This is a genomic window from Cohnella terricola, from assembly GCF_007786475.1.
GTDB lineage: Bacteria > Bacillota > Bacilli > Paenibacillales > Paenibacillaceae > Cohnella > Cohnella terricola.
Map to the genome: position 1 here is coordinate 106,426 of NZ_VNJJ01000010.1, position 22,591 is coordinate 129,016.

The 22,591-nt window shown below is 53.0% G+C and carries 19 protein-coding genes; 15 read left to right on the forward strand and 4 right to left on the reverse strand.

Annotated features, from left to right (window positions below):
- Positions 1–308 precede the first annotated feature (308 nt).
- The 6 genes from citZ (at position 309) to FPZ45_RS17330 (ending at position 7,362) form a co-directional block, all read left to right on the forward strand.
- Positions 309–1,424: a citrate synthase gene (citZ, locus tag FPZ45_RS17305; RefSeq protein WP_144704613.1), complete on the forward strand. Its 1,116-nt coding sequence runs from the start codon at positions 309–311 to the stop codon at positions 1,422–1,424.
- Positions 1,425–1,529: 105 nt separating this feature from the next.
- Entirely contained in the window at positions 1,530–2,822 is a 1,293-nt protein-coding gene (gene icd, locus FPZ45_RS17310) for an NADP-dependent isocitrate dehydrogenase (RefSeq protein ID WP_144704616.1), read from the forward strand.
- Between the two features lie 329 nt (positions 2,823–3,151).
- Positions 3,152–4,102, forward strand: a complete 951-nt coding sequence (gene mdh, locus FPZ45_RS17315; protein WP_144704619.1) for a malate dehydrogenase — start codon at positions 3,152–3,154, stop codon at positions 4,100–4,102.
- A 429-nt stretch (positions 4,103–4,531) separates the two neighbouring features.
- Entirely contained in the window at positions 4,532–4,966 is a 435-nt protein-coding gene (locus FPZ45_RS17320; RefSeq protein ID WP_144704622.1) for a DUF2269 family protein, read from the forward strand.
- A 122-nt stretch (positions 4,967–5,088) separates the two neighbouring features.
- The gene (locus tag FPZ45_RS17325; protein WP_246120485.1) at positions 5,089–6,318 is read left to right on the forward strand and encodes an MDR family MFS transporter; all 1,230 of its coding nucleotides are present in this window, start codon (positions 5,089–5,091) and stop codon (positions 6,316–6,318) included.
- A 117-nt stretch (positions 6,319–6,435) separates the two neighbouring features.
- On the forward strand, positions 6,436–7,362 hold the full coding sequence (locus tag FPZ45_RS17330) for a DUF3221 domain-containing protein (RefSeq protein WP_144704625.1): 927 nt from the start codon (positions 6,436–6,438) through the stop codon (positions 7,360–7,362).
- A 66-nt stretch (positions 7,363–7,428) separates the two neighbouring features.
- On the opposite strand, the gene yfbR is transcribed toward FPZ45_RS17330, so the two are convergent.
- The gene (gene yfbR / locus FPZ45_RS17335) at positions 7,429–8,037 is read right to left on the reverse strand and encodes a 5'-deoxynucleotidase (RefSeq protein ID WP_144704628.1); all 609 of its coding nucleotides are present in this window, start codon (positions 8,035–8,037) and stop codon (positions 7,429–7,431) included.
- Between the two features lie 87 nt (positions 8,038–8,124).
- Here yfbR and FPZ45_RS17340 point away from each other — a divergent pair, with 87 nt between their 5' ends.
- From FPZ45_RS17340 to FPZ45_RS17355, 4 genes are all read left to right on the forward strand, one after another.
- Positions 8,125–9,675 (forward strand): fumarate hydratase, encoded by a 1,551-nt coding sequence (locus FPZ45_RS17340; protein ID WP_144704631.1) that lies wholly within the window; start codon positions 8,125–8,127, stop codon positions 9,673–9,675.
- A 26-nt stretch (positions 9,676–9,701) separates the two neighbouring features.
- On the forward strand, positions 9,702–11,501 hold the full coding sequence (gene pnpS / locus FPZ45_RS17345; protein ID WP_144704634.1) for a two-component system histidine kinase PnpS: 1,800 nt from the start codon (positions 9,702–9,704) through the stop codon (positions 11,499–11,501).
- A 121-nt stretch (positions 11,502–11,622) separates the two neighbouring features.
- Positions 11,623–12,351, forward strand: a complete 729-nt coding sequence (locus FPZ45_RS17350; protein WP_144704637.1) for a response regulator transcription factor — start codon at positions 11,623–11,625, stop codon at positions 12,349–12,351.
- A gap of 41 nt (positions 12,352–12,392) precedes the next feature.
- A complete protein-coding gene (locus FPZ45_RS17355) occupies positions 12,393–13,145 on the forward strand; it encodes a hypothetical protein (protein ID WP_144704640.1) in 753 nt (250 codons plus the stop codon).
- A 38-nt stretch (positions 13,146–13,183) separates the two neighbouring features.
- Here FPZ45_RS17355 and FPZ45_RS17360 read toward each other — a convergent pair whose 3' ends face one another.
- Both FPZ45_RS17360 and FPZ45_RS17365 read right to left on the reverse strand, forming a co-directional pair.
- Positions 13,184–13,894, reverse strand: coding sequence for a MarR family transcriptional regulator (locus FPZ45_RS17360; RefSeq protein WP_144704643.1), 711 nt, complete (start codon positions 13,892–13,894; stop codon positions 13,184–13,186).
- Between the two features lie 136 nt (positions 13,895–14,030).
- Entirely contained in the window at positions 14,031–14,900 is an 870-nt protein-coding gene (locus FPZ45_RS17365) for an AraC family transcriptional regulator (protein ID WP_144704646.1), read from the reverse strand.
- A 125-nt stretch (positions 14,901–15,025) separates the two neighbouring features.
- Here FPZ45_RS17365 and FPZ45_RS17370 point away from each other — a divergent pair, with 125 nt between their 5' ends.
- Positions 15,026–16,099 (forward strand): Gfo/Idh/MocA family protein, encoded by a 1,074-nt coding sequence (locus tag FPZ45_RS17370; protein WP_144704649.1) that lies wholly within the window; start codon positions 15,026–15,028, stop codon positions 16,097–16,099.
- A 68-nt stretch (positions 16,100–16,167) separates the two neighbouring features.
- On the opposite strand, the gene FPZ45_RS17375 is transcribed toward FPZ45_RS17370, so the two are convergent.
- The gene (locus FPZ45_RS17375) at positions 16,168–16,989 is read right to left on the reverse strand and encodes a helix-turn-helix domain-containing protein (RefSeq protein ID WP_186438446.1); all 822 of its coding nucleotides are present in this window, start codon (positions 16,987–16,989) and stop codon (positions 16,168–16,170) included.
- 224 nt (positions 16,990–17,213) lie between these two features.
- Between FPZ45_RS17375 and FPZ45_RS17380 the strand changes: the two genes are divergently transcribed.
- The 4 genes from FPZ45_RS17380 (at position 17,214) to FPZ45_RS17395 (ending at position 22,585) form a co-directional block, all read left to right on the forward strand.
- Entirely contained in the window at positions 17,214–18,698 is a 1,485-nt protein-coding gene (locus FPZ45_RS17380) for a sugar ABC transporter ATP-binding protein (protein ID WP_144704655.1), read from the forward strand.
- A gap of 21 nt (positions 18,699–18,719) precedes the next feature.
- Positions 18,720–19,679: an ABC transporter permease gene (locus tag FPZ45_RS17385; protein WP_144704658.1), complete on the forward strand. Its 960-nt coding sequence runs from the start codon at positions 18,720–18,722 to the stop codon at positions 19,677–19,679.
- Positions 19,680–20,110: 431 nt separating this feature from the next.
- Positions 20,111–21,589 carry a sugar ABC transporter ATP-binding protein gene (locus tag FPZ45_RS17390; RefSeq protein ID WP_144704661.1) on the forward strand — a complete coding sequence of 493 codons (1,479 nt, stop codon included), beginning with the start codon at positions 20,111–20,113 and terminating at the stop codon, positions 21,587–21,589.
- A gap of 18 nt (positions 21,590–21,607) precedes the next feature.
- On the forward strand, positions 21,608–22,585 hold the full coding sequence (locus tag FPZ45_RS17395) for an ABC transporter permease (RefSeq protein WP_144704664.1): 978 nt from the start codon (positions 21,608–21,610) through the stop codon (positions 22,583–22,585).
- Positions 22,586–22,591: the final 6 nt, after the last annotated feature.

Consider the following 22,591-nt stretch of genomic DNA (forward strand, 5'->3'; position numbering starts at 1 on the left):
TATCATTGTATCACAAAACAAATGTCGAATAATTAGATCGTTTAAGCAAATGACTAAAGTTGCCAGCCATTCAAGAACGATTCGTTATGGTTCCGATAAATCAATTTTATATGCCTATCGGTTCCATTCGCCTCTGAAATCGATTATCATTAAAAAAGGTCTAAAAATGCTTACTTATTTGCGGTTTGCGTTTAATATTGAGCCGTAAGAGCGTATTGCTCATTCGCAGACACGACTTTGAAGTCCTTCGGTCTCGGTATCAGACAAGCCGAGGGAGCTGAATTTTCCGGTTAAAGGAGAGAGAAAATATGACAGCAACCAAAGGCCTCGAAGGAATCGTCGCGGCGAAATCGTCCATCAGTTCGATTATCGACGGCGTCCTTACCTATCAAGGCATTAACATCGATGAACTGGCGGAGAAAGCCTCGTTTGAAGAAGTCGTATACTTATTATGGCAAGGCAAACTACCGACGCGCACGGAGCTTGACGGTTTAATCGCCCAGCTTGGCGAATACGCGGCCGTTCCGGCTGAAGTCATCGCCGGTCTGCGCCTTTATCCTGAAGGAAGCAATTCGATGGCGGCGCTTCGCACGGCCGTATCCAGCCTTGGGCTGTACGACGCTGAAGCGAACGACATGAGCAAGGAAGCGAATTACCGCAAAGCGGTAAGACTTCAAGCGCAATTGCCAACGGTTGTCGCGGCGTTCGCGCGCATCCGCGAAGGCAAAGAGCCGGTCGCTCCGAAGAAAGGCGTCGGCATCGCCCACAACTTCCTGTATATGCTGACTGGCGAAGAGCCTGCGCAAGTAGCCATCGAAGCGATGAATAAAGCGCTCGTGCTGCACGCCGACCATGAATTGAACGCTTCGACTTTCGCCGCGCGTGTTACGGTCGCGACGCTGTCGGACATTTATTCCGGCGTTACGTCGGCGATCGGCGCTTTGAAAGGGCCGCTTCACGGCGGAGCCAACGAAGCAGTTATGGTCATGCTGGACGAGATCGGTTCCTTGGCGAACGTCGAGCCTTACATTCAGAACAAGCTCGACAACAAAGTGAAGATCATGGGCTTCGGCCACCGCGTCTACAAGAACGGCGATCCTCGCGCCAAGCATCTGATGCAGATGTCCCGCCAGCTCGGCGAGCTGAAAGGCGACATGACGCTGTACGAGATGTCGGTTAAGATCGAAGATCTCGTGACCGGCCAGAAGGGTCTCAAGCCGAACGTGGACTTCTACTCCGCGTCCTGCTATACGATGCTCGGCATTCCTCGCGACCTGTTCACGCCGATCTTCGCGGTCAGCCGCGTATCCGGTTGGACGGCTCACATTTTGGAGCAGTACGAAGACAATCGCTTGATTCGTCCGCGCGCCGAATACGTCGGGCCGGTAGATCAGCACTACACGCCGATCGCCGAGAGAGGCTAATCTTAATGCTGTCGCCGGCGGATTGCCTCCAGCGTCCTATCGCGGAGACAGGCCGTCGGTTATTTACGAAAAAAACGCAGATTATTCCAGGAGGAGAAACATCACATGAAACTCGAAAAATTCGCAGCGCCGACTTCCGGCGAGAAAATTACGGTATCGAACGGCGTATTGAACGTTCCTAACAATCCGATCATCCCGTTCATCGAAGGCGACGGCACGGGCCGCGACATCTGGAAAGCATCCAAACGCGTTCTTGACGCGGCAGTAGATAAAGCCTACAACGGCGAGAAGAAAATCGCTTGGTACGAAGTGTTCGCCGGCGAGAAAGCATTCAATACTTACGGCGAATGGCTGCCTAAAGATACGCTTGAAGCCATCCGCGAGATGATTATCGCGATCAAAGGTCCTTTGACGACGCCGATCGGCGGCGGTATCCGCTCCCTGAACGTAGCGCTGCGCCAAGAGCTCGATCTGTACGTTTGCTTGCGTCCAGTTCGTTATTTCCAAGGCGTACCGTCCCCGGTTAAACGTCCGGAACTGGTTGACATGGTTATTTTCCGCGAAAATACCGAAGATATCTATGCGGGCATCGAGTATCAATCCGGAACGGAAGAAGTTAAAAAAGTGCTTGAGTTCCTGCAAAAGGAAATGGGCGTGAAGAAAATCCGTTTCCCGGAAACTTCCGGTATCGGCATCAAGCCAGTTTCTTCGGAAGGCTCCAAACGTCTCGTTCGCGCTGCAATCGAGTACGCGATCAAACACGGCCGCAAATCGGTTACGCTCGTGCACAAAGGCAACATCATGAAATTCACGGAAGGCGCGTTCAAAAACTGGGGTTACGAAGTGGCCGAGCAAGAATTCGGCGATAATGTATTCACTTGGGGCCAATACGACCAAATCAAAGCGGAAAAAGGCGAAGAAGCGGCTAACGCGGCTCAGAAAGCGGCTCTTGACGCAGGCAAAATCCTGATCAAAGACGCGATCGCCGACATCGCGCTGCAACAAGTTCTGACTCGTCCGACCGACTTCGACGTCATCGCAACGCTTAACCTGAACGGCGACTACCTGTCCGACGCTCTGGCTGCGCAAGTTGGCGGCATCGGCATCGCTCCGGGAGCGAACATCAACTACGTGACTGGCCACGCGATCTTCGAAGCGACTCATGGCACTGCGCCTAAATACGCGGACAAAGACGTCGTGAACCCAGGCTCCGTTATTCTGTCCGGCGTTATGATGCTCGAACACCTGGGCTGGCTGGAAGCGGCTGACCTGATCTACAAAGGTCTCGAGAAATCGATCAACAACAAAGTCGTCACTTATGACTTCGCACGTCTGATGGAAGGCGCGACCGAAGTGAAATGCTCGGCGTTCGCGGACGAAATCATTAAAAACTTCTAAGAGATCAATCTGATCAATCCCCCTAAGTCCCCCTTTCCAAGGGGGATTCCAAAGGGCTTGCAGCCCTCTGGACACCCGCCTTCGCGGTGGGAGACACCAACGAGCGGTTTAAGCAAGGCTAGAGTCGGTTGGCAATGTGAGATTGTGTAGGAATCGAACCACCGCCCAATTCGGCGGTGGTTCTCAGACTTAACGAGGCAAAAGCAAGCTTTGTAATTCGCGCATTTTGATGGGTCGTCTGCATAATTATTTGTACTCCGTTGTAACTTTAAATGGATAATGGGCTCGGGCGCTTTGGTGCTCGGGCTTATTACAAGGAGGGAAATCATGTGGCAATCAAACGTGCGAAGATTACGGTCGTAGGTGCCGGTTTTACGGGCGCGACAACTGCGCTTATGTTGGCTCAGAAGGAATTGGGAGACGTCGTTCTGCTCGACATTCCGCAACTCGAGAATCCGACCAAAGGCAAGGCGCTCGACATGCTGGAATCGACTCCGATTCAAGGCATCGACTCCAACATTGTCGGCACAGCGGACTATGCGGATTCCGCGAACTCCGACGTCGTCATCATTACGGCGGGTATCGCTCGCAAACCGGGCATGAGCCGCGACGACCTCGTGAACACGAACGCGGGCATCGTGAGATCTGTCTGCGAGAACGTCAAAGCGACTAGTCCGGACGCCTACGTGATCATCCTGTCCAATCCTGTGGATGCGATGACATACGTTGCGAACAAAACGCTCGGCTTCCCGAAAAATCGCGTCATCGGCCAATCCGGCGTTCTTGATACGGCCCGTTACAACACGTTCCTCGCGCAAGCGCTGAACGTATCCGTCGAAGACGTGCGCGGCGTCGTTCTCGGCGGTCACGGTGACGATATGGTTCCACTCGTTCGTTACACAACAATCGGCGGGATTCCGGTTGAGCAATTGCTTCCTAAAGACCAGATCGACGCGATCGTCGCCCGTACTCGCGTGGGCGGGGGAGAAATCGTCAATTTGTTGGGTAACGGCAGCGCCTACTACGCTCCAGCGGCTTCCCTTGTGCAAATGACGGAAGCGATCCTGAAAGACAAAAAACGCATACTTCCGATCATCGCTCTGCTTCAAGGAGAGTACGGCTACGAGAACCTGTTCATGGGCGTGCTCGCGGTACTTGGCGGAGACGGCATCGAAAGAGTGATCGAGCTCGATTTGACGGCGGAAGAAAAAGCGGCTCTCGAGAAATCCGCGGAATCGGTTCGCGCCGTCATTAAGATCGTCGAGAACGGTCAAGCCTAGCTCGTCGCATTATGCGTTGAAGGAGAGCCCTCGGGCTCTCCTTTTTTGAATCAATCACATAGGGACGGCGAAGCCGTTTTACTTGGCCATCGGGTTGATTAGTGGTGAAAAACATCGTACTTCTGCCTTGTGGGGAGCTGATGGGGTGCAAGTACGATGAAAAACATCGCTAAGAGGAGTGAGCCGCTACTTTTTGTTCGCCATCAGGGTAATTAGTGGTGAAAAACATCGTACTTCTGCCTTGTGGGGAACTGGTGGAGTGCAAGTACGATGAAAAACATCGCTATAGGGAGCGCACCCCACTCGAATGGACCGCCAGGGCGAACTCCTCTGACGGTTTTTCTTGGCCGCTGGAAGGTTTTGTTCAACCGGCTTTTCATGTATACTTAGGTTGTCTTAGTTCGCTTTTAAAATGGAGGTACGGCGAAAATGTTAAAAGTTATGTTGTTCTTGCACATTGTCGGCGCTGTGGGCATGGGTGTGTACGCGATTATGCCGTTCTTGGCAGGGAAGTTCAAACAGTTATCTGGAGCCGCGCAAGAAGGACTGGCTCGCGGGTTGATTAGCGGAGGAAGAATAGGACAATATGCATTGGTGCTGCAATTGCTGACCGGAGGTTTCCTCATTTCGAATTCGGATATGCCGGATTACACGGTTGCTTGGATGATCACGATCGTTGTCGTATTTGTCGCCATCGGCGCTTTGTCCGGAATCATTCAAGGTCCACTGAAGAAAATCGCCGCCGCTTCCGTTAACGGTGAAAGCGCAAGCTCCTTCGTCTCGAGAGTGCAGACGCTAAGCGCGATTATTTTTGTTTTGTTCATTGTAATCATCTGGCTCATGAGCAATCCTTGGATCAAGTAGAAAGCATTGGATCACAATCCTCGTCCGAAAATGGGCGGGGATTTTTTTGCTTAATATCCTATAAATCCTCTGTGATATAATTCATAACTTAAGCTACTATTCGAACTGCAGGTGAACGGAAGATGATGAACAAAATCATGAATATGTTTGGCCGCTATGACAGTGGGATATGGATTCGTGTGCTCGGATCCGCGCTAACGACGATTACTGGATTTATGATTCGTCCTTTTCTTGTCCTCTATTTGTTCGATCGAATGGAAGGCTCGATCATTCTGCCGATGATTATCGTCGGCTTGCAGCCTCTATGCGGATTGATCGTCAACTGGTTCGGCGGCGGATGGAGCGATCGGTACGGGCGCAAACCGTTGATCTTGTCGGCGCTGCTGCTGCAAATGCTGTGCATGGTCGGCTATGTATTCGCGGATGAAGTGTGGCATTATGCGGTCATCTCGATCGTTAACGGGATCGGCTTCGCTCTCTATATGCCTGCGGCGAACGCGCAGATTACCGATGTGGTGCCCGAGGAGCAACGCGCGGAAGTGTTCGCTCTGATGCATACCGCGTTTAATGTCGGGGCAGCGGTGGGACCGGTTCTCGGTCTCGTCATGTTCGGTTGGAATCCGTCCGCGGTGTTCCTGATCTCGGCCGTCTCGTTTATTGTCTACGGGTTGTTGGTCTGGTTTAAGCTGCCGGAGAGCGCCCCGTTCAAGACGGGCGTGGCCGCTGCCGGACTACCGCGAAAGCAGGAAAAAACGCGGTTTTCATGGGCGTCGCATAAGTTGTTGCTGATGATAACGCTACTCAGCTTGCCTGTCGGTTTGCTGTACGCGCAAGTCGAATCGACGTTTCCGTTGCACCTGCAAACGAACTTCGAGAACTTCCGGACGGTGTTGGCTTCAATTCTTACTTTTAACGGGATCATTGTCATTGCGCTGCAAATATGGATCGCCAGGCGTACCGAAGAGATGCCTTCTCATACGGTAATCGGCGGTTCGTACATTCTGTTCGCTATCGTGTCGATTGGGTACGGCTATTCCAGTATTGTCATCGCGCTCTTCGTGACCGAATTTATTTTCACGATCGGCGAGATGATCTACGGGCCTCATATCCAGAAAGTCGTGTCGCTCATGGCGCCTGCCGATCAAAGAGGTTTCTACTTCTCCGTGTATGGGACAAGCCAGATGCTATCGAGGGGACTGGGACCGATTCTCGGGGGCTTGCTGCTCAATTGGGGCGGTGGAGAGGCGCTGTTCACGGTGCTGGCCGTGTTGATGCTCGTAGCGGGACATTTCATGTATCGCGCGATCAGGAAGAGCGTAACGCATACGGAACAAGTTCTGGGCGGCCGGTAACGGCCGTTTTTTTTGCGTGCAGATCGTTATTACAGTTTGAGAATTGTACGAATTTTTGGAACATATTGGAGGGAGAAAGCGTCTGAGGAATAGAAAAGTCTGATCAGGGAGGCATAAATGATGCGTTATTGGAAGATTGCGGCGATAACGATAATCATCATGCTCATAGCGGCATGCGGAAATCATGCGGAGAATGGACAGACAACGGGGTTCGTTGGATATATCGTCAAAAAAGAAGGGGATCGCATTCTAGTCGTAAGTGATAAGGAGCAGGATTTCTCAGCAAACGGCGGGGCTAGCCATTATTACGAGGCGATCTGGTTTTCGAACGCGGGAAAAAGCAACAGCGTCGGAGATCGGGTCGTCGTACGAGTGGATGGCGGGATCAATGCATCCTATCCGGGCCAAGGGAGAGCTCGCAGCGTTAAAGTGATTCGTTCGGCGAAACCCGAAGGCGCTAAGTTAACGGAGGCCGAAGCGATCCGACGAGCGCTCATTTCCCCGGAAATTGTCGATGTAATCGCCCCTGTCGTGAAATCGGCTGAGTTCGATGCGTCTTCAAGGGAATGGCGGATTGCCATTACGAGTAGCGGTGACGTGAATGCGATGGTAGTCAAGGTCGCAGACATCGGCGAGGAGAAAAATTTAAAGTTAGGAATTAAGCCGCCGATACCGGTCATTCGGTCGGAGGATGTCTCGCTGACGATCTATCAAAGCTCATATTGTTGGGATAAGGGAACGGTGGGGGAATGTAGGGATTATGTCGCTCCGGCGGAAATGTTGAAGGAAAAAGCCAAAGATCGGGTGAAGGCAGGTGCCAAGATGATTGTTCGCTTCGACTCCAAGCCGCCGACGGAAGTATACTTGTCCCTCTCTCATGACGGGGTTATCACGCAATATGACATGGATGGCGATTCATTTTTGGCTCCCAAGGAGCCGGGAATTTATTACGGCAGCATTAGCGCGACATGGCTGGTCGATAAGGAGAAACGGGTATCCGAAGGATCCTCGTCCTATGCGTTCGCGATCGAAGTGACGGAGTAAGCGACGAAAAAGCGGAAGGGATAGAACGTTCGGAGTTTCTCCGTCGCGCGCTATCCCTTCTTACGGTTATGACTGCAAATCTCCCTGTTCGATTTCCGCGAGCTCGTCGATGGTCCTTTCGAACCCGTGAGCAAGATGAGTGAGAAACCATTCGACTTCCGGCATATCGAGCTTCCGCAGCTTCTCTTCGGTCTGCCTGCGCGCGGTCGCGAATTCCCGATTGCCCGTCGCCATTTCGTTTACGCATTTTAAATAGGCGTCCAGTAAATCTGCTGCTTTCAGGAGCTTACCCAACTCAGGATTCGGCGGCTTGCGGTTTAGGAGCGGTTGATAGCTCTCCCGCAGTTCGCCGGGGACAGTGGACAGCAGCCGTTCGGCCGCCAAATCTTCGATCTCGCGAAAATTAGCCAGAATGCGAGGGTTATGATGCTTCACCGGCGTCGGAATATCTCCCGTAAACACTTCGGTGGCGTCATGGAATAACGCGTAAGCGGCTAACTCGTCGGGGCTGATGTCTTTATGAAATATTTCCCGTGCAATACTGCCCAAGGCATGGGCGATAACCGCAACATGAAACGAATGCTCCGCGACGTTCTCGTGCGTCGTATTGCGCATTAAGCTCCAGCGCTCTATGTGTCTTAATCGGTACAAATAAGCCAAAAAATGATTCGCCATGAACGTGACTCCTTTTCTCCCTAAGCGACTACTATGCTATTATATAATAGTATAGGGATTAACGAACAGAGAGGGGATTTCGCACTCATGGCATCTTCATTCGAACAAAGCATTTACAAACTGATCGTGGAAACATCTACCAACCTTCCTGCCGATGTGCGCCGCGCGATCGCAGCGGCCCGCGAGTCGGAGGACCGCGCTACTCGCGCCGGATTATCCTTAACAACCATTGCGCAAAATATAGAGATGGCGGAATGCAACGTATCGCCGATCTGCCAGGATACCGGGATGCCGACTTTTATCGTGCATACGCCAGTAGGCGCCAACCAGATCATCATGAAGCAAGAGATACGCAACGCAGTCGCCAGAGCGACGAAGGACGGCAAGCTCCGCACGAATTCGGTGGATTCGCTGACGGGCGCGAACACGGGAGACAATCTCGGGGCGGGCACGCCGGTTATCCATTTCGAACAGTGGGAACGCGACGAAGTCGACGTTCGGCTTATTCTGAAGGGCGGCGGCTGCGAGAATAAAAATATTCAGTACAGCCTGCCATGCGAGATCGAAGGACTCGGCAAAGCGGGACGCGATCTGGACGGGATCCGCAAATGTATTCTCCATGCCGTGTATCAGGCGCAAGGACAAGGCTGCAGCGCGGGATTTATCGGCGTGGGCATCGGCGGCGACCGGACGACCGGGTACGAGCTTGCGAAGCATCAATTGTTCCGCAACGTCGTTGACGTCAACCCGATTCCGGAGCTTAAACAGCTGGAAGAGTACATTATGGACAAAGCCAACCAGCTTGGCATCGGAACGATGGGCTTCGGCGGAAACGTCACTTTGCTAGGGTGCAAAATCGGCGTTAACAATCGTTTGCCGGCGAGCTTTTTCGTGTCCGTCGCGTATAACTGTTGGGCGTATCGTCGCCAGGGCGTACTGCTGGACGGTTCCTCGCACGAGATCAAAAGCTGGATTTACGAAGGCGGATCTAGCGTGCCTATGACGGCGTCCGACGAAGCGGCGGCTCCGGCGCAAGCTGGCGACACTCCGGTCAAAGTAAAAGAGAAAGTACTGCAAATGCCGTTGTCCGAAGAAGACGTACGCAGTCTGAAAGTCGGGGACGTCGTCATTCTGAACGGTGAAATGCATACGGGGCGCGACGCGCTGCATAAACACTTGATGGATCACGATGCACCGATCGATCTGAACGGCGGCGTGATTTATCACTGCGGTCCGGTCATGCTAAAAGACGACGAGGGTTGGCACGTCAAAGCGGCGGGACCTACGACGAGCATTCGCGAAGAACCGTACCAAGGCGATATTCTCAAGAAGTTCGGCTTGCGCGCGGTCATCGGCAAGGGCGGCATGGGACCCAAAACGCTTGCCGCACTGCAAGAGCACGGCGCCGTCTACTTGAACGCGGTTGGCGGAGCTGCCCAATACTACGCAGAATGCATCAAGAACGTCAACGGTGTGGACTACATGGAGTTCGGCATTCCGGAAGCGATGTGGCATCTGCAGGTCGAAGGTTTCGCGGCGATCGTCACGATGGATTCCCACGGCAACAGCTTGCATGCCGACGTAGACAAAGATTCCAAAGCCAAGCTTGCCCAATTCAAAGATCCTGTTTTTGCATAAGCGCCTAAAGGAGCCGTCATTCGTTCATGACTAAATTCCGTCTGAAGTTAACCTCGCTGTTCATTTTGTTCATCGGCTTCTCTGTGCTTGCCGCGGGGCTATTGATGGGCAATTCTTATCAGAAAAACCATCAGGCGGCCCTAAGGGACCATATGATCAGGGAACTGCACGTTCTAAACGCGGCAGCGCCTTGGCCCGACATGGTCGACCCGGCGGCCCAAAGCGAATACTTGCAGCAACAGGCTAAGCGGTTCAAGGAAATCGCGGAGATGCGCATTACTTATATCCGTTTGGACGGAAAAGTCATGGGGGATTCCGATCATGATCCGGCAACGATGGATAACCATCTTAGCCGGGAGGAAGTCCAGCAAGCGCTTAAGGAAGGCACGGGAAGCAGCGTCAGGTACAGCGGCACGCTGGAAGAGAAAATGATGTACGTCGCAATCAAAGTGAACGAAGACCGGGGCGGCGCAAATGAAGGCGTGATCCGGCTATCTATGAGCTTGGGTGACGTGGAGCGCAGCATGAATAACATGTGGCTCGCACTGATCACAGGTTTGCTGATCTTGTTCGCGGTTGCCGCCATCATCAGTTATCGCGTTGCTTTAAGCGTGACGCGTCCGCTCGAGCGGATGACTTCCGCGGCGAAACGGATGGCCAACATGGACTACGCGACCCGTGTACCGGAAGGCGGCAAGGACGAGATCGGGGAGCTTGCGCGGGCGCTTAACGCGATGGCGGGAAGCTTGCAAGGACAATTGGACGAGATTCGCCGGAACGGAACTCGGCTTCAGAGCGTGCTCGACAATATGATCAGCGGAGTCGTCATGATCGCACCCGACGGCAAAATTACGCTGTACAATCGCGAGGCCGAGCATCTGCTCGGCAATTCGATCCGCGAGCGCGTCGGCCGGAGCTTTACGGAAATTCGCCATCATTTCGAGATCGTCGGGCTTATTCGGGAAGCGTTGGAAAATCCGGTTTCCTTCCACGAAGAGATTACCGTTTATTATCCGGAAGAACGGCTTCTTGAGATTCATATCGTACCGATGACGATGAGCGGCGATGAAGATACCGGCTTGCTGCTCGTTCTTCAGGACGTTTCGGCGATCCGTCGTCTGGAGCGGATGCGCAGCGAATTCGTCGCCAACGTATCCCATGAGCTTAAGACGCCTGTCGCCGCGGTGAAAGGCTTCGCGGAGACGCTGTTGTCCGGCGCGCTTAACGATCCGGAGACGGCGAAATCTTTTCTAACGATCATTCAGGACGAGAGCGATCGGCTGAACCGTCTGATCGGGGACATTCTGGAATTGTCCAAGATCGAGTCGCGCCGTTCTCCGTTGCAGTTTTCTCCGATCGATCTGCCGGCGTTCCTGGAACGGATGACGGAGTTGTTATCTCCCGAAGCGGCCAAAAAAGACATCGAACTTGATGTCGTCTCGGAGGAAGGTTTGTTCCTTGAAGCGGATGAGGATCGGCTAGGACAGATCGTCATGAATTTGATGCAGAACGGAATCAACTATACGCCAGATGGCGGCAAGGTCAAAGTCCGCGCGGAAATCGTCAACGTTGAAGACAGCGAGGAAGAAATAGTCCGAATTACCGTGTCGGACACGGGTATCGGCATTCCGCGGAAGGACATTCCGCGTATTTTCGAACGATTCTATCGGGTAGATAAGGCGCGTTCCCGCAGCTCGGGCGGAACCGGTCTGGGGCTATCCATCGTGAAGCATTTGACCGAGTTGCATCACGGCACGATCCGTGTGGAAAGCACGGTAGGCGTAGGGTCGAAGTTTATATTGGAATTACCTCTGCTGCAGCCGTAACATCCGGATAACCTATTTTACTTTGCGTTAATAATTACATGATGTAGGCTTTACAGTGGTATGATAAAAATAACATGTAGAGCCAATTAGGCAGATAATTCCGCCTGGACCGGAGGAACGCATGTCGGACAAAGTACTGATTATCGAGGATGAACCGACGCTTGCCCGTCTCGTGACTTACAATCTTTCGCAAGAAGGCTATGAAACGGAAGTCGTGGGGAACGGAGCGGAAGGACTTCATAAAGCGATTCATGAGCAGTACGCCATCATTTTTTTGGATTTGATGCTGCCGGGGATGAACGGGTTTGAAGTGCTGCAGAAGCTTCGCCAAAACGAGATCCGCACGCCCGTCATCATTCTGACCGCGCGAAACGCGGAAGAGGAAGTCGTACAAGGGCTGAAGCTCGGAGCGGACGATTACATTACGAAGCCGTTCGGCGTGGCCGAGCTGCTCGCTCGCACTTCGGCCGTTCTGCGGCGTTCCCGCAACGAAGAGAGCAAGCCGGTCAAATCCGCCGGCGGCGACCGGGTCATCACGATCGGGGATCTGCAGATTTTCCCGGACAAGTACGAGGTATTCTCGAACGGCCAATGGATTACGCTGCGGCCGAAGGAATTCGAGGTGCTGCTGTACCTAGCGGAAAGACCGGGAATCGTCATCACTCGCGACGATCTGATGAACGTCGTCTGGGGCTTCGATTATATCGGCGGCCAGCGCACTGTTGATGTGCACGTCAGCTCCCTGCGCAAGAAGCTCGAGCTTAATCAGCAGAGCGTTCAGATCGACTCGATCCGCGGCGTCGGATACAAACTATTCGTGAACCGCAAGGCTACGACGAGTAATTCATAGCGGATAGTGAGGCCCGAACTTGATGAGTTCGGGCTTTTTTTATGGGTGCCGCCGCCCGCTCATTGTCGCAAAAAGCGACTATGGAGAGCGGAAGAGCCGCCGCCGCCCGCTCATTGTCGCAAAAAGCAGCAATGGAGAGCGGAAGAGCCGCTGCTGCCCGCTCATTGTCGCAAAAAGCAGCAATGGAGAGCGGAAGAGCCGCTGCCCCCGTTCATTGTTGCAAAAAGCAGCAATGGAGAGCAGAAGAGCCGCTGCCGCCCGCTCATTGTCGCAAAAAGCGACAATGGAGAGCGGAAGAGCCGCTGCCGCCTGCTCATTGTCGCAAAAAGCAGCAATGGAGAGCGGGAGAGCCGTTGCCGCCCGCTCATTGTCGCAAAAAGCGACAATGGAGAGCGGAAGAGCCGCTGCCCCCGTTCATTGTTGCAAAAAGCAGCAATGGAGAGCAGAAGAGCCGCTGCCGCCCGCTCATTGTCGCAAAAAGCGACAATGGAGAGCGGAAGAGCCGCTGCCGCCTGCTCATTGTCGCAAAAAGCAGCAATGGAGAGCGGGAGAGCCGTTGCCGCCCGCTCATTGTCGCAAAAAGCGACAATGGAGAGCGGAAGAGCCGCTGCCCCCGTTCATTGTTGCAAAAAGCAGCAATGGAGAGCAGAAGAGCCGCTGCCGCCCGCTCATTGTCGCAAAAAGCGACAATGGAGAGCGGAAGAGCCGCTGCCGCCTGCTCATTGTCGCAAAAAGCAACAATGGAGAGCGGAAGAGCCGCTGCCCCTGCTCATTGTTGCAAAAAGCAGCAATAATGAACCCACCACCAGGTAAAGCGCTCGCCTGTACGCCCTTACGTGCGAAAATCAGGTAGATTAGCTTTATTAGCTTTGTAACCGCAAATTCTTTTGACATCGGTACGTACTGGGATTAGCAACTTTTTGCTAACCAAGCATTGGAGATGTCTGTGAACGGTTGTGCGATGGATTCCGAGTTGTTGGACGACAAATTTTGGAGAGAGTGGTTCGGCTATGGATAGGGCGAGTTGAAGGATGGCCTGTTCAGTTAAGGTTAACTCAATTTCTATATCAAGTTGAGCTCCCAATCTCCCTAATAAGTGTTGGATGATCTGCTGACACATTCGCGGACGATCCATTATATCGTCATATGAAAAGCGGAGCACGTACCATCCATCGATCACGAGATGGTTTTGCCGCATTAATTGATCGGCGAATTGCGTTCGATTAACATCCCGCCAATGAGCGCCAAAGCCGTCAATCTCGATGCAAATCTTGAAACCTTCCGTTATATAAGCGAAATCCAAATATCTCGTTCCATCCTTGAAGTCTCTGACTTCGTGTTCGGCTTGTAGGCATGCAAAGTGCCCGAAGGCCGGCCACCATACTTTGACGATAAACATTTGTTCTGCATGGTTTGTAGTGCTGGTTAGTCGTCTCTTTCTTTCGCCCCGAGATGTTGCGACAAGTTTGTTCAGCCATAACTCGTAAGCTTGTTTTAATTCTCCCGTCATTCTAACTTCGTTGTTTACGCTTTTTAATGCCATCCCGTCACCTACTTCAATTGATTTTTAAAAGCAAAATGCCGCCAACCCCGGAATGATCCAGGAATGGCGGCGTGTGCTTCACGACCTTCATATCCATAATTTAGCATAGTAAATTTCAACAATCAATTTATTCTTCTTACCCCCGCCCCCAAGCGAGCATCTTGCGTTGGAATTCTTTCGGCGAGCATCCGTTGTAACGTTTGAACATTTTGTAGAAGTGGGCCATGTTGGCCATGCCGATCGTTTCGCCGACTTCGCTGACGCTCATGTCGCGGGTGAGGAGAAGCTGCTCGGCGCGTTTGATTTTGCGGAAATTGACGTATTCCGTGAAAGATAGGCCCATAATTTTCTTGAAAAACTTCACGAAGTAATAATAGCTCATATTCGCCAATCTGCAGGCATCCTCGACGGTGATCCGATCGTTGATGCCGGCTTCGACGAAATCCAGCACGGGCTTGAGCCGTATTCTCTCGACGCGGTCCTGGTCGGCCAATAAACCGCGGCTGTCGTTGCGAATGAGGATGAGCAGCAGTTTCTTGATCAACATATTCACTGCAAGCTCGTACCCGCTGTCCTTGTTCAATGCTTCTTTATGGATTTGGCGGATGCATTCCGCCGCCTCGCGGCGGGCTTCGGGATTATCCCGGAATATATAGTTCATCGCGCTTAGCGGTACTTTCGTCTCGTTAAAATATTGCAAATAAGGAATCGTGCTCTGGTCGAAATAAGTGTTCAAATCGAATTGCAGCACGATATAGCTCAGAAAACCGCCGCCGCTATGGTCTCTATGCAACTGCGAATTGCCGAGTATCACGACGTCCCCCGCGAACATCTCGTACGTCTCATCGCTTAGATCTACGTTCAAAGAGCCTTCCTGCACAAGCAGCAGCTCGCATTCGGGATGATAGTGCCAGCCTACTCCGCCATGGCGGTCGCGGGTCACTTGCCAGATTTTTAACGATAACAACGGATTCTCGTACTCGATCGTTTCTTTCATCGCTTGCATGGACTCATCCCCTTATGTGGCAAAATCACATAAAATCCTCGCATCAAAGCGAATGGGATTTCTGATGAATTATGATACACTTATTGTAGTTTGAAAACGCTCTACTCGCAAGGAGGACAAGCATTATGACAAAAGTTAACGTAGGAATGATCGGTTGCGGCGGAATCGCGATGAGCAAGCATTTGCCTGCGCTAGCCAAAATCCCGGAAGCGCAAGTCGTCGCTTTTTTCGACGTGGCGTCGGACAGGGCGCAAGAAGCCAAGGGCAAATACGGTATTCCGGATGCAAAAGTGTACCAAGACGTTTACGAACTGTTGCGGGATCCGGACGTTCATGTCGTCCATGTGTGCACGCCGAACGATACGCATGCGGAAATCTCGATCGCGGCGCTCGAAGCGGGCAAACACGCGCTCTGCGAGAAACCGATGGCGAAAACCGCCGACGATGCCCGCAAAATGCTGGAAACCTCGCAAAGAATGGGCAAGAAGCTTAGTATCGCTTATCAGAACCGTTTTCGGGCGGACAGCCGGTGGTTGCATCAAGCTTGCCGCGCAGGCGATCTAGGCGAGATTTACGTCGCCAAAGCCCATGCGATACGCCGCCGCGCAGTGCCGACTTGGGGCGTATTCCTCGATCAAGAGAAGCAGGGCGGAGGCCCGCTGATCGATATCGGAACGCATGCGCTCGACCTGGCCCTCTGGATGATGGACAATTACGAACCGAGAACGGTGCTCGGATCATCCTATCGCAAGTTGGCCGAGCAGGGCAGCCAAGCCAATCTGTGGGGACCGTGGGATCCTTCGAAATTCACGGTGGAAGATTCCGCCTTCGCGATGATTACGATGAAGAACGGCGCGACGGTATGGCTTGAATCCAGCTGGGCGCTTAATACGCTTGATGTGGATGAGGCTAAGGTTACACTCTGCGGCACGAAAGCCGGAGCGGATATGAAAAAAGGCCTGCGAGTCAATGGCGAGGAGCATGGCCGTCTCTATACGCAAGAAATCCAAATGGCCGGGGATTTCGGAGGCGATCCGCTTCCCGACGACGCCGCGGAGCAAGAAGCGCGCGCCTGGATCGATGCGATCCTGCACGATCGCGAGCCTGTCGTAACGGCGAAGCAAGCGCTCGTCGTGCAGGAAATTCTCGAAGCCGTCTACGAATCCGCGAGCAAGGGCCAAGCGGTCAGTTTTGTGTAATGTCTAGAAATAGCGACCGGAAAGGGAGCCGCCAAGCTCTCTTCTCGGTCGCTATTTTGCATATAGGACTATTTCCGCTTACGGTATTTTCCCGGGGAATCCCCTGTCATTTTACTGAACAATAAATTGAAGTAATTCGCATTCGGATAACCGACTCTGCTGGCGATTTCCCGAACCGAGTAGCCCGTTTCGACAAGCATTCGCTTGGCTTCGTCTATCCGGCATTTGATTAAATATTGAATCGGCGACATGCCGACTTCTTCCTTGAATATGTGAGCGAGATGGTAGGGGCTGACGAACACGATTTGGGCGAGATCGCTAAGCGAAAGTTCCAGATGAAAGTTTTTTTCTATGTAAACCCTTACATGATGGGCAAGGCCTACTGTCGTTTCGTCCTCTCCGGAAGGTTCCGATTGCGGATCGGACGGCACGTCGGACGATGGCTGCGTCAACGCTTCTTCGTCGCGCAATTCCCTTAGAAAATGAATCAGCAAAGCCTGAAGCAAAGAGGATACGACTTCCGAGCTTCCCAATTGGGGATGGCGGATTTCATGAAGAATGTCTTCCATGATGCGGTCGACTTTGTGCTGATCCGGGGCTGGCGGGATCAGGAAGGGGACGGAGGAATTCGCGAGCATCCCTCTCCGCTTGCCCTGAACCTGAAGACCGGACACGAAATAGGCGACGGCTCGAATCGGCAAATCGGCGACTGGCCGGAGCGTCACCTCGACTTCCGGAGGGACGAACAAGCAAGCGCCTGCGTTGATCTCTATTCGATTGTGAACGGAGCAAGCATGGCCGGATCCCGCCCGGAGCCATAGAACGCAGGATCGTTCACCTGGAGCGATCGGCAGCGGATCGCTTCCCGCCCAGTCGCACCAACTCGCCAAACGTGGAATCTCCAATAAAATCGAGGGCTTGTTCATCGCGAAAAAAACGCTTCACCCCTTTGAATCGAATTATGTATGATGAGGATATAAATTACAATACAGGAAATACGATACCGCAAGAATGTGGAGTAACGAACAAATCTTCCGCAAGATCATTCATTTTCCGCGCCGCTATCATCTTTTAAACTAGGAAGCGGGAGAGTTTCCCGAAGGAGTGTGACTCCGTGTTGTTGCAAATGAGAGGGATTTCAAAATCTTTCTATGGGGTTCAAGTGCTCGATGGAATCGACTTTGACCTGAGACCCGGAGAAGTCCACGCTCTCGTTGGAGAGAACGGGGCCGGCAAGTCGACGCTGGCCAAGCTCATGTCCGGTGTTTACCGCCCGGACGACGGATATATGATCGTGAACGGCAAGCCGGTATCGGCTTACACGCCCATCGAAGCGCAGCGGATGGGAATCTCGATGATCTACCAAGAATCATGCCTCGTGCCGGAGATGAGCGTCGCGGAAAACGTATTCCTCGGTTCCGAACCCAGGTGGCTCGGCCTGTTCTCGAACGCGATGAAGATGAAGCGCGAAACGAAAAGCATTCTTCGCTCGCTTGGCATGCCGCTCCATCCGAACACGAAGGTGAAGAACTTGTCGATGAGCGAGCACCATATCGTCGCGATCGCCAAAGCATTATCTTTAAAAGCGAACATATTCGTGATGGACGAACCGACTGCTTCCTTGTCCGATGCCGAAAGAATACGGCTGTTCGCGATGATCCGCCGATTCAAGGAGGAAGGGGTCGGGATCGTGTACATCACGCATCGGTTGAACGAGATATTCGACATTTGCGACCGAGTCACGGTGCTGAGGGACGGCAAAAAGGTCGTTACGACCAGCGTGACCGGGCTCGCCGAGAATCAGTTGGTCAAGCTGATGGTAGGAAGAGAACTTGCTCAGATTTTCCCGCCTTTATCGAAGCCTACGGACAAGGAATTGCTGAGAGTAGAAAATTTGACGCGCAAACCTTGGTTCGAAAACATCGATTTTCGGTTGAACGAAGGGGAAATTCTCGGCATTACCGGGTTGATCGGGTCCGGCACGGAAGGTCTCGCCAAGACGATCTTTGGCGAAGTTCAGCCGGAGTCGGGCAAAGTGTATTGGAATCGGGAGCCGATTCTGTTGAAGTCCCCTCGGCAAGCGATCGCTTCGGGCTTCGGATACGTGAACCGGGATCGCATCGAATCCGGATTATTTATGGACATGAACGTTTATCACAACTTGACGATCGCGAGCTTGAAGAAAATCCATCGCTATCATCTTCTTAAGGATCAACCGGAGCAGGACAAGGCATTGGATGCCATTATCCAATTGGACATCAAAGCCCGCGACCCGGAGCAGGAGATCAAATTCCTGAGCGGAGGCAACCAACAAAAAGTCATGCTGGGCAAGTGGCTTGTCGCGGAAAGCGATTTGTATATTCTGGACGAGCCGACGAGGGGGATCGACGTCGCCTCGAAGAGCGAACTGTACGTGCTGCTCCACGAACTGGTTAGAGAAGGAAAAGGCATGATCGTGATCTCCTCGGACATGTCTGAACTGATCGGATTGTGCAACCGGATTCTCGTCATGCACGAAGGAAGGATCGTGGACGAGATCGCGCACGAGGAAGCTTCCCAAGAGCGGATCTTGCAATCTGCAGCAGGCATGCATCGTTAAATCGCCTTTCGGAGGGGAAATATGCGAATCGAGTTCGCGACAACGGACAATGTCCAGAAGTGGGTATCGCGCAACAAAATATTCATGCTGCTCCTCGCACTTGCTTTTCTAGCCGCGGTTACGAGCGACTACTTCTGGACATGGAACAACGTGATGAACGTGTTCCGTCAAGCATCGGTCATCGGGATGATCGCGCTGGGCGTCCATTTCGTCGTCCTGATCGGTAAGCTGGATTTATCCGTAGGTTCGATCGTCGTCTTCTCGGGCGCGATCATCCTCTGGGGGCAGAACCTGTTCGGTTTCGATATTCCCGGGTCGCTGCTGTTAGGTGCGATATCGGGAGCACTGCTTGGAAGCCTGAACGGAGTTCTCGTCACCTATGGCAGGGTACCCTCCTTTATCGCGACGCTGGGCACAATGTTCATCTATCGCTATTTCATGATGTGGGTCGCGGACGCCGGGGCGATATCGGGCAGCCGAATTAGTCATACGTTTCTCGGACACGGTTACTGGCTGGGCATTCCCGTAGTCGTGCTTCCGCTGTTGATCGCAGCGATGACCGCGCATTTTCTGCTCTCCCGCACGTTGTTCGGCCGGTACATCTACGCTGTCGGGCAAAATCCGAGAGCAGCTTACAGCTCGGGCGCGAACGTGAACCGGGTAACGCTGATCGCCTTCACGCTCAGCGGGATAGCGGCGGGGCTTGGGGCGGTGTTGGAGACAGCCAGGCTGAATTCGATCTCGACGGCCAATTCCGGCGTGTATTACGAGTTGGACGCGATCGCGGCGGTCGTGCTCGGAGGGGCTTCGCTGCGAGGCGGCAAAGGTACGATACTCGGAACCGTGTCCGGCGTCCTGATGTTCTCGATTCTCAACAACTATATGAATTTGCAGAACGTTTCTACTTATTTGCAAGGCGTACTGAAAGGATTGCTCATCTTTTTGGTGCTCTATCGGCAAAATCGCCTTCGGGAGGAGTGACTCCCGAAGGTTTTTTTAACATATCAGAAAGGGGTGATTAGTGATGAAAAACATCATACTTTCGCCTCGAGGGGCGCCGGTGGGGAGCGAGTACGATGAAAAACATCGCTATAGGAGCGTGAGAGCCACTTTTTGTTCGGTTCCCGGGTGATTAGTGATGAAAAACATCATACTTCTGCTTTGAGGGGGGCTGGTAGAGAGCAAGTACGATGAAAAACATCGCTATAGGGAGTGCACCCGACTCGAAAGGACCGTCAGGACGAACTCTCCCGAAGGTTTTTTTATTGTACGCGCCGCAAGATCGTGTACTTGTGTAGCTGCGGGTCCGCAAGATTATGAAGCGCGCCTTCGCAAGTTTGTTAATTGCGGGAATGGGCGTTTATTTTTTAGTATGAAATCGTAAGAGCCGCGAGAAAGCCGGGGGTGATCGAGTGATTCTAGAGATGAAGGGAATATCCAAAGCTTTTTACGGAGTGAAAGCGCTTCAGGATGTGTCGTTCGGGCTTAAGAAGGGTGAAGTTCACGCGCTGGTCGGGGAGAACGGAGCGGGCAAATCTACGTTAATGAAGATATTGGCCGGTATTTACGAACCGGAAGAGGGCGAAATCGTGTTCGGCGGTAAGCCTGTACGTATCGGCACTCCTCAGCAGTCTAGAAGGCTGGGTATCTCTGTGATTCATCAGGAGCTGCAGCTCGTCCCGCACATGACGGTGGCCGAGAATGTTTTTCTAGGGCGGGAGACGAAGCGGGCTGGGTTATTCTCAGATCGCAAGGAAATGGAAGGGGCAACGAGACGCTTGCTCGATCAGTTCGGCCTGAGTTTGAATCCTCAGGAGCGTGTCGCGAACCTCGGCATCGGAGCTAGGCAAATCGTCGAAATCGCAAAGGCGCTTTCCATGAACGCGGAAGTGCTCGTGATGGATGAGCCGACGGCCGTGCTGGAAGAGAGGGAGGCGAACCAATTGTTCGAGCTGATTCACCGGTTTAAGCAACGGGGGGTATCGATCGTCTACATTTCCCATCGTCTGCACGAGCTGAAAGGGATCTGCGACCGGATAACGGTGCTCAGGGACGGGCGCCACGTCACGACGAGAAGCATGGAGGGTTTGACGGAAAAGGAAATCGCAAACCTGATGGTCGGAAGAGAGCTGAAGGAGATGTACCCGACGCATCCGGAAGCTTTCGGCGACGAGATGCTTAAGGTCGAAGGGTTGACCCGCCGTCCGTATTTCGAAGATATCCGGTTCCACGTCAAGCAAGGTGAAATCATCGGTTTCGCCGGGCTGATCGGAGCGGGACGGACGGAGCTGATGCGCACGCTATTCGGCGACTGGAGAGCGCAGGAGGGCACGGTGATCTGGAAAGGCAGCCCGGTTTACTTTCGCAGCCCGATGGATGCAGTCAAGCTCGGATGGGGGTTCGCGACCGAAGACCGAAAGGGCTCGGGGCTGCTCATGGAGATGAACGCAGCCCATAACATGACTCTGTCCAATCCGGCGAAGATCAGCCGCTGGAATCTCATCCGCAAGAAAAGCGAAACCAAAATCGTAAACGAGAAAATCCGTGAGTTGAACATTAACGCCAAATCGCTCAACGGGCCGGTCAAAAACTTGAGCGGAGGCAACCAGCAAAAGGTCGTCATCGCGAAGTGGCTCGTATCCGATGTGGAGTTGTTCATCTTGGACGAACCGACGCGGGGAATCGACGTCGGCGCGAGAGGCGAGATTTACAACCTGATTGCGACGTTCGCGCAGGAAGGCAAGGCAGTCATCGTCGTCTCGTCCGAATTGCCCGAATTGATCGGGTTGTGCAATCGGATTTACGTCATGCATCACGGAAAAATCAAAGGCGAGCTCTGCGGCCGGGAAGCGAACGAACAGAACATTATGGCTATGGCTACTGGCCTTTAATCAAAGGGGGAACGGCCGATGTCCCAAGCGGCAACGGATTACGAAAAGAGAAGCACCTCCGCCGGAATGCGGTGGGGAAAATATTTATGGGACCAGTACAGCGTGATCTTTGCCTTTGTCGTGTTGGTTGCTCTTGCCGCTTTGCTCAACGAACATTTCCTCGACATCGGTAACATCACGAACGTACTGCGCCAAGTGTCGATCGTCGGCATTCTGTCTCTAGGCATGACTTTCGTCATCATTCTCGGAGGAATCGATTTGTCCGTCGGATCGGTGCTCGCGTTCTCGGGTACGGTCATCATGGCGGCGCAAGTGACTTACGGGCTGCCGATCTGGATGTCGATCGTTCTGGGTCTTATCGCGGGAGCGCTGCTCGGCATCATTAACGGATTGGTCATTACTTACGGCAAAATTACGGCATTTATCGCAACGCTGGCCATGATGACGATCGCACGCTCTTTGGCTCTGTATTATGCGGACGCGGGGGCGATATCGGGCTACGATTCCGCGTACAGCAATATCGGCAATGAATATTGGTTGGGCATCCCGATCCCGGTCATCCTGTTTGGGGCTATATTCTTGCTTTGCTACATCGTGCTGGAGAAAACGGTGTTCGGCCGCCATATTTATGCCGTCGGCGGGAACTCCCAAGCCGCGCGGCTCTCCGCGATCTCCGTGTTCAAGGTTACGATTGCCTCGTACTTCATTTGCGGGTTAACCGCCGCGATCGGCGCCGTCATCGAGACGTCGCGTTTGAACTCGATAAGCACGTCCAGCTCGGGGCATATGTACGAGCTCGACGCGATCGCCGCGGTAATCATAGGTGGGACTAGCCTTTCCGGAGGGCGCGGTCGCATCGTAGGCACTTTGTTTGGCGTTCTGATCTTAGGCGTGCTCAGCAATATTATGAATCTTCTAAACATCTCGCCATATTTGCAGGGGGTGGTTAAGGGTTTAATCATTATCGCAGCGGTGCTACTGCAAAAAAGGGATTAACCTAAG

What these genes read in the sequence shown, in the direction of transcription:
- citZ (WP_144704613.1), top strand. Translation starts at nt 309, where the DNA reads ATGACAGCAACCAAAGGCCTCGAAGGAATCGTCGCGGCGAAATCGTCC.
- icd (WP_144704616.1), top strand. Translation starts at nt 1,530, where the DNA reads ATGAAACTCGAAAAATTCGCAGCGCCGACTTCCGGCGAGAAAATTACG.
- FPZ45_RS17320 (WP_144704622.1), top strand. Translation starts at nt 4,532, where the DNA reads ATGTTAAAAGTTATGTTGTTCTTGCACATTGTCGGCGCTGTGGGCATG.
- FPZ45_RS17325 (WP_246120485.1), top strand. Translation starts at nt 5,089, where the DNA reads ATGATGAACAAAATCATGAATATGTTTGGCCGCTATGACAGTGGGATA.
- FPZ45_RS17330 (WP_144704625.1), top strand. Translation starts at nt 6,436, where the DNA reads ATGATGCGTTATTGGAAGATTGCGGCGATAACGATAATCATCATGCTC.
- yfbR (WP_144704628.1), bottom strand. Translation starts at nt 8,037, where the DNA reads ATGGCGAATCATTTTTTGGCTTATTTGTACCGATTAAGACACATAGAG.
- FPZ45_RS17340 (WP_144704631.1), top strand. Translation starts at nt 8,125, where the DNA reads ATGGCATCTTCATTCGAACAAAGCATTTACAAACTGATCGTGGAAACA.
- pnpS (WP_144704634.1), top strand. Translation starts at nt 9,702, where the DNA reads ATGACTAAATTCCGTCTGAAGTTAACCTCGCTGTTCATTTTGTTCATC.
- FPZ45_RS17350 (WP_144704637.1), top strand. Translation starts at nt 11,623, where the DNA reads ATGTCGGACAAAGTACTGATTATCGAGGATGAACCGACGCTTGCCCGT.
- FPZ45_RS17355 (WP_144704640.1), top strand. Translation starts at nt 12,393, where the DNA reads ATGGGTGCCGCCGCCCGCTCATTGTCGCAAAAAGCGACTATGGAGAGC.
- FPZ45_RS17360 (WP_144704643.1), bottom strand. Translation starts at nt 13,894, where the DNA reads ATGGCATTAAAAAGCGTAAACAACGAAGTTAGAATGACGGGAGAATTA.
- FPZ45_RS17365 (WP_144704646.1), bottom strand. Translation starts at nt 14,900, where the DNA reads ATGCAAGCGATGAAAGAAACGATCGAGTACGAGAATCCGTTGTTATCG.
- FPZ45_RS17370 (WP_144704649.1), top strand. Translation starts at nt 15,026, where the DNA reads ATGACAAAAGTTAACGTAGGAATGATCGGTTGCGGCGGAATCGCGATG.
- FPZ45_RS17385 (WP_144704658.1), top strand. Translation starts at nt 18,720, where the DNA reads ATGCGAATCGAGTTCGCGACAACGGACAATGTCCAGAAGTGGGTATCG.
- FPZ45_RS17395 (WP_144704664.1), top strand. Translation starts at nt 21,608, where the DNA reads ATGTCCCAAGCGGCAACGGATTACGAAAAGAGAAGCACCTCCGCCGGA.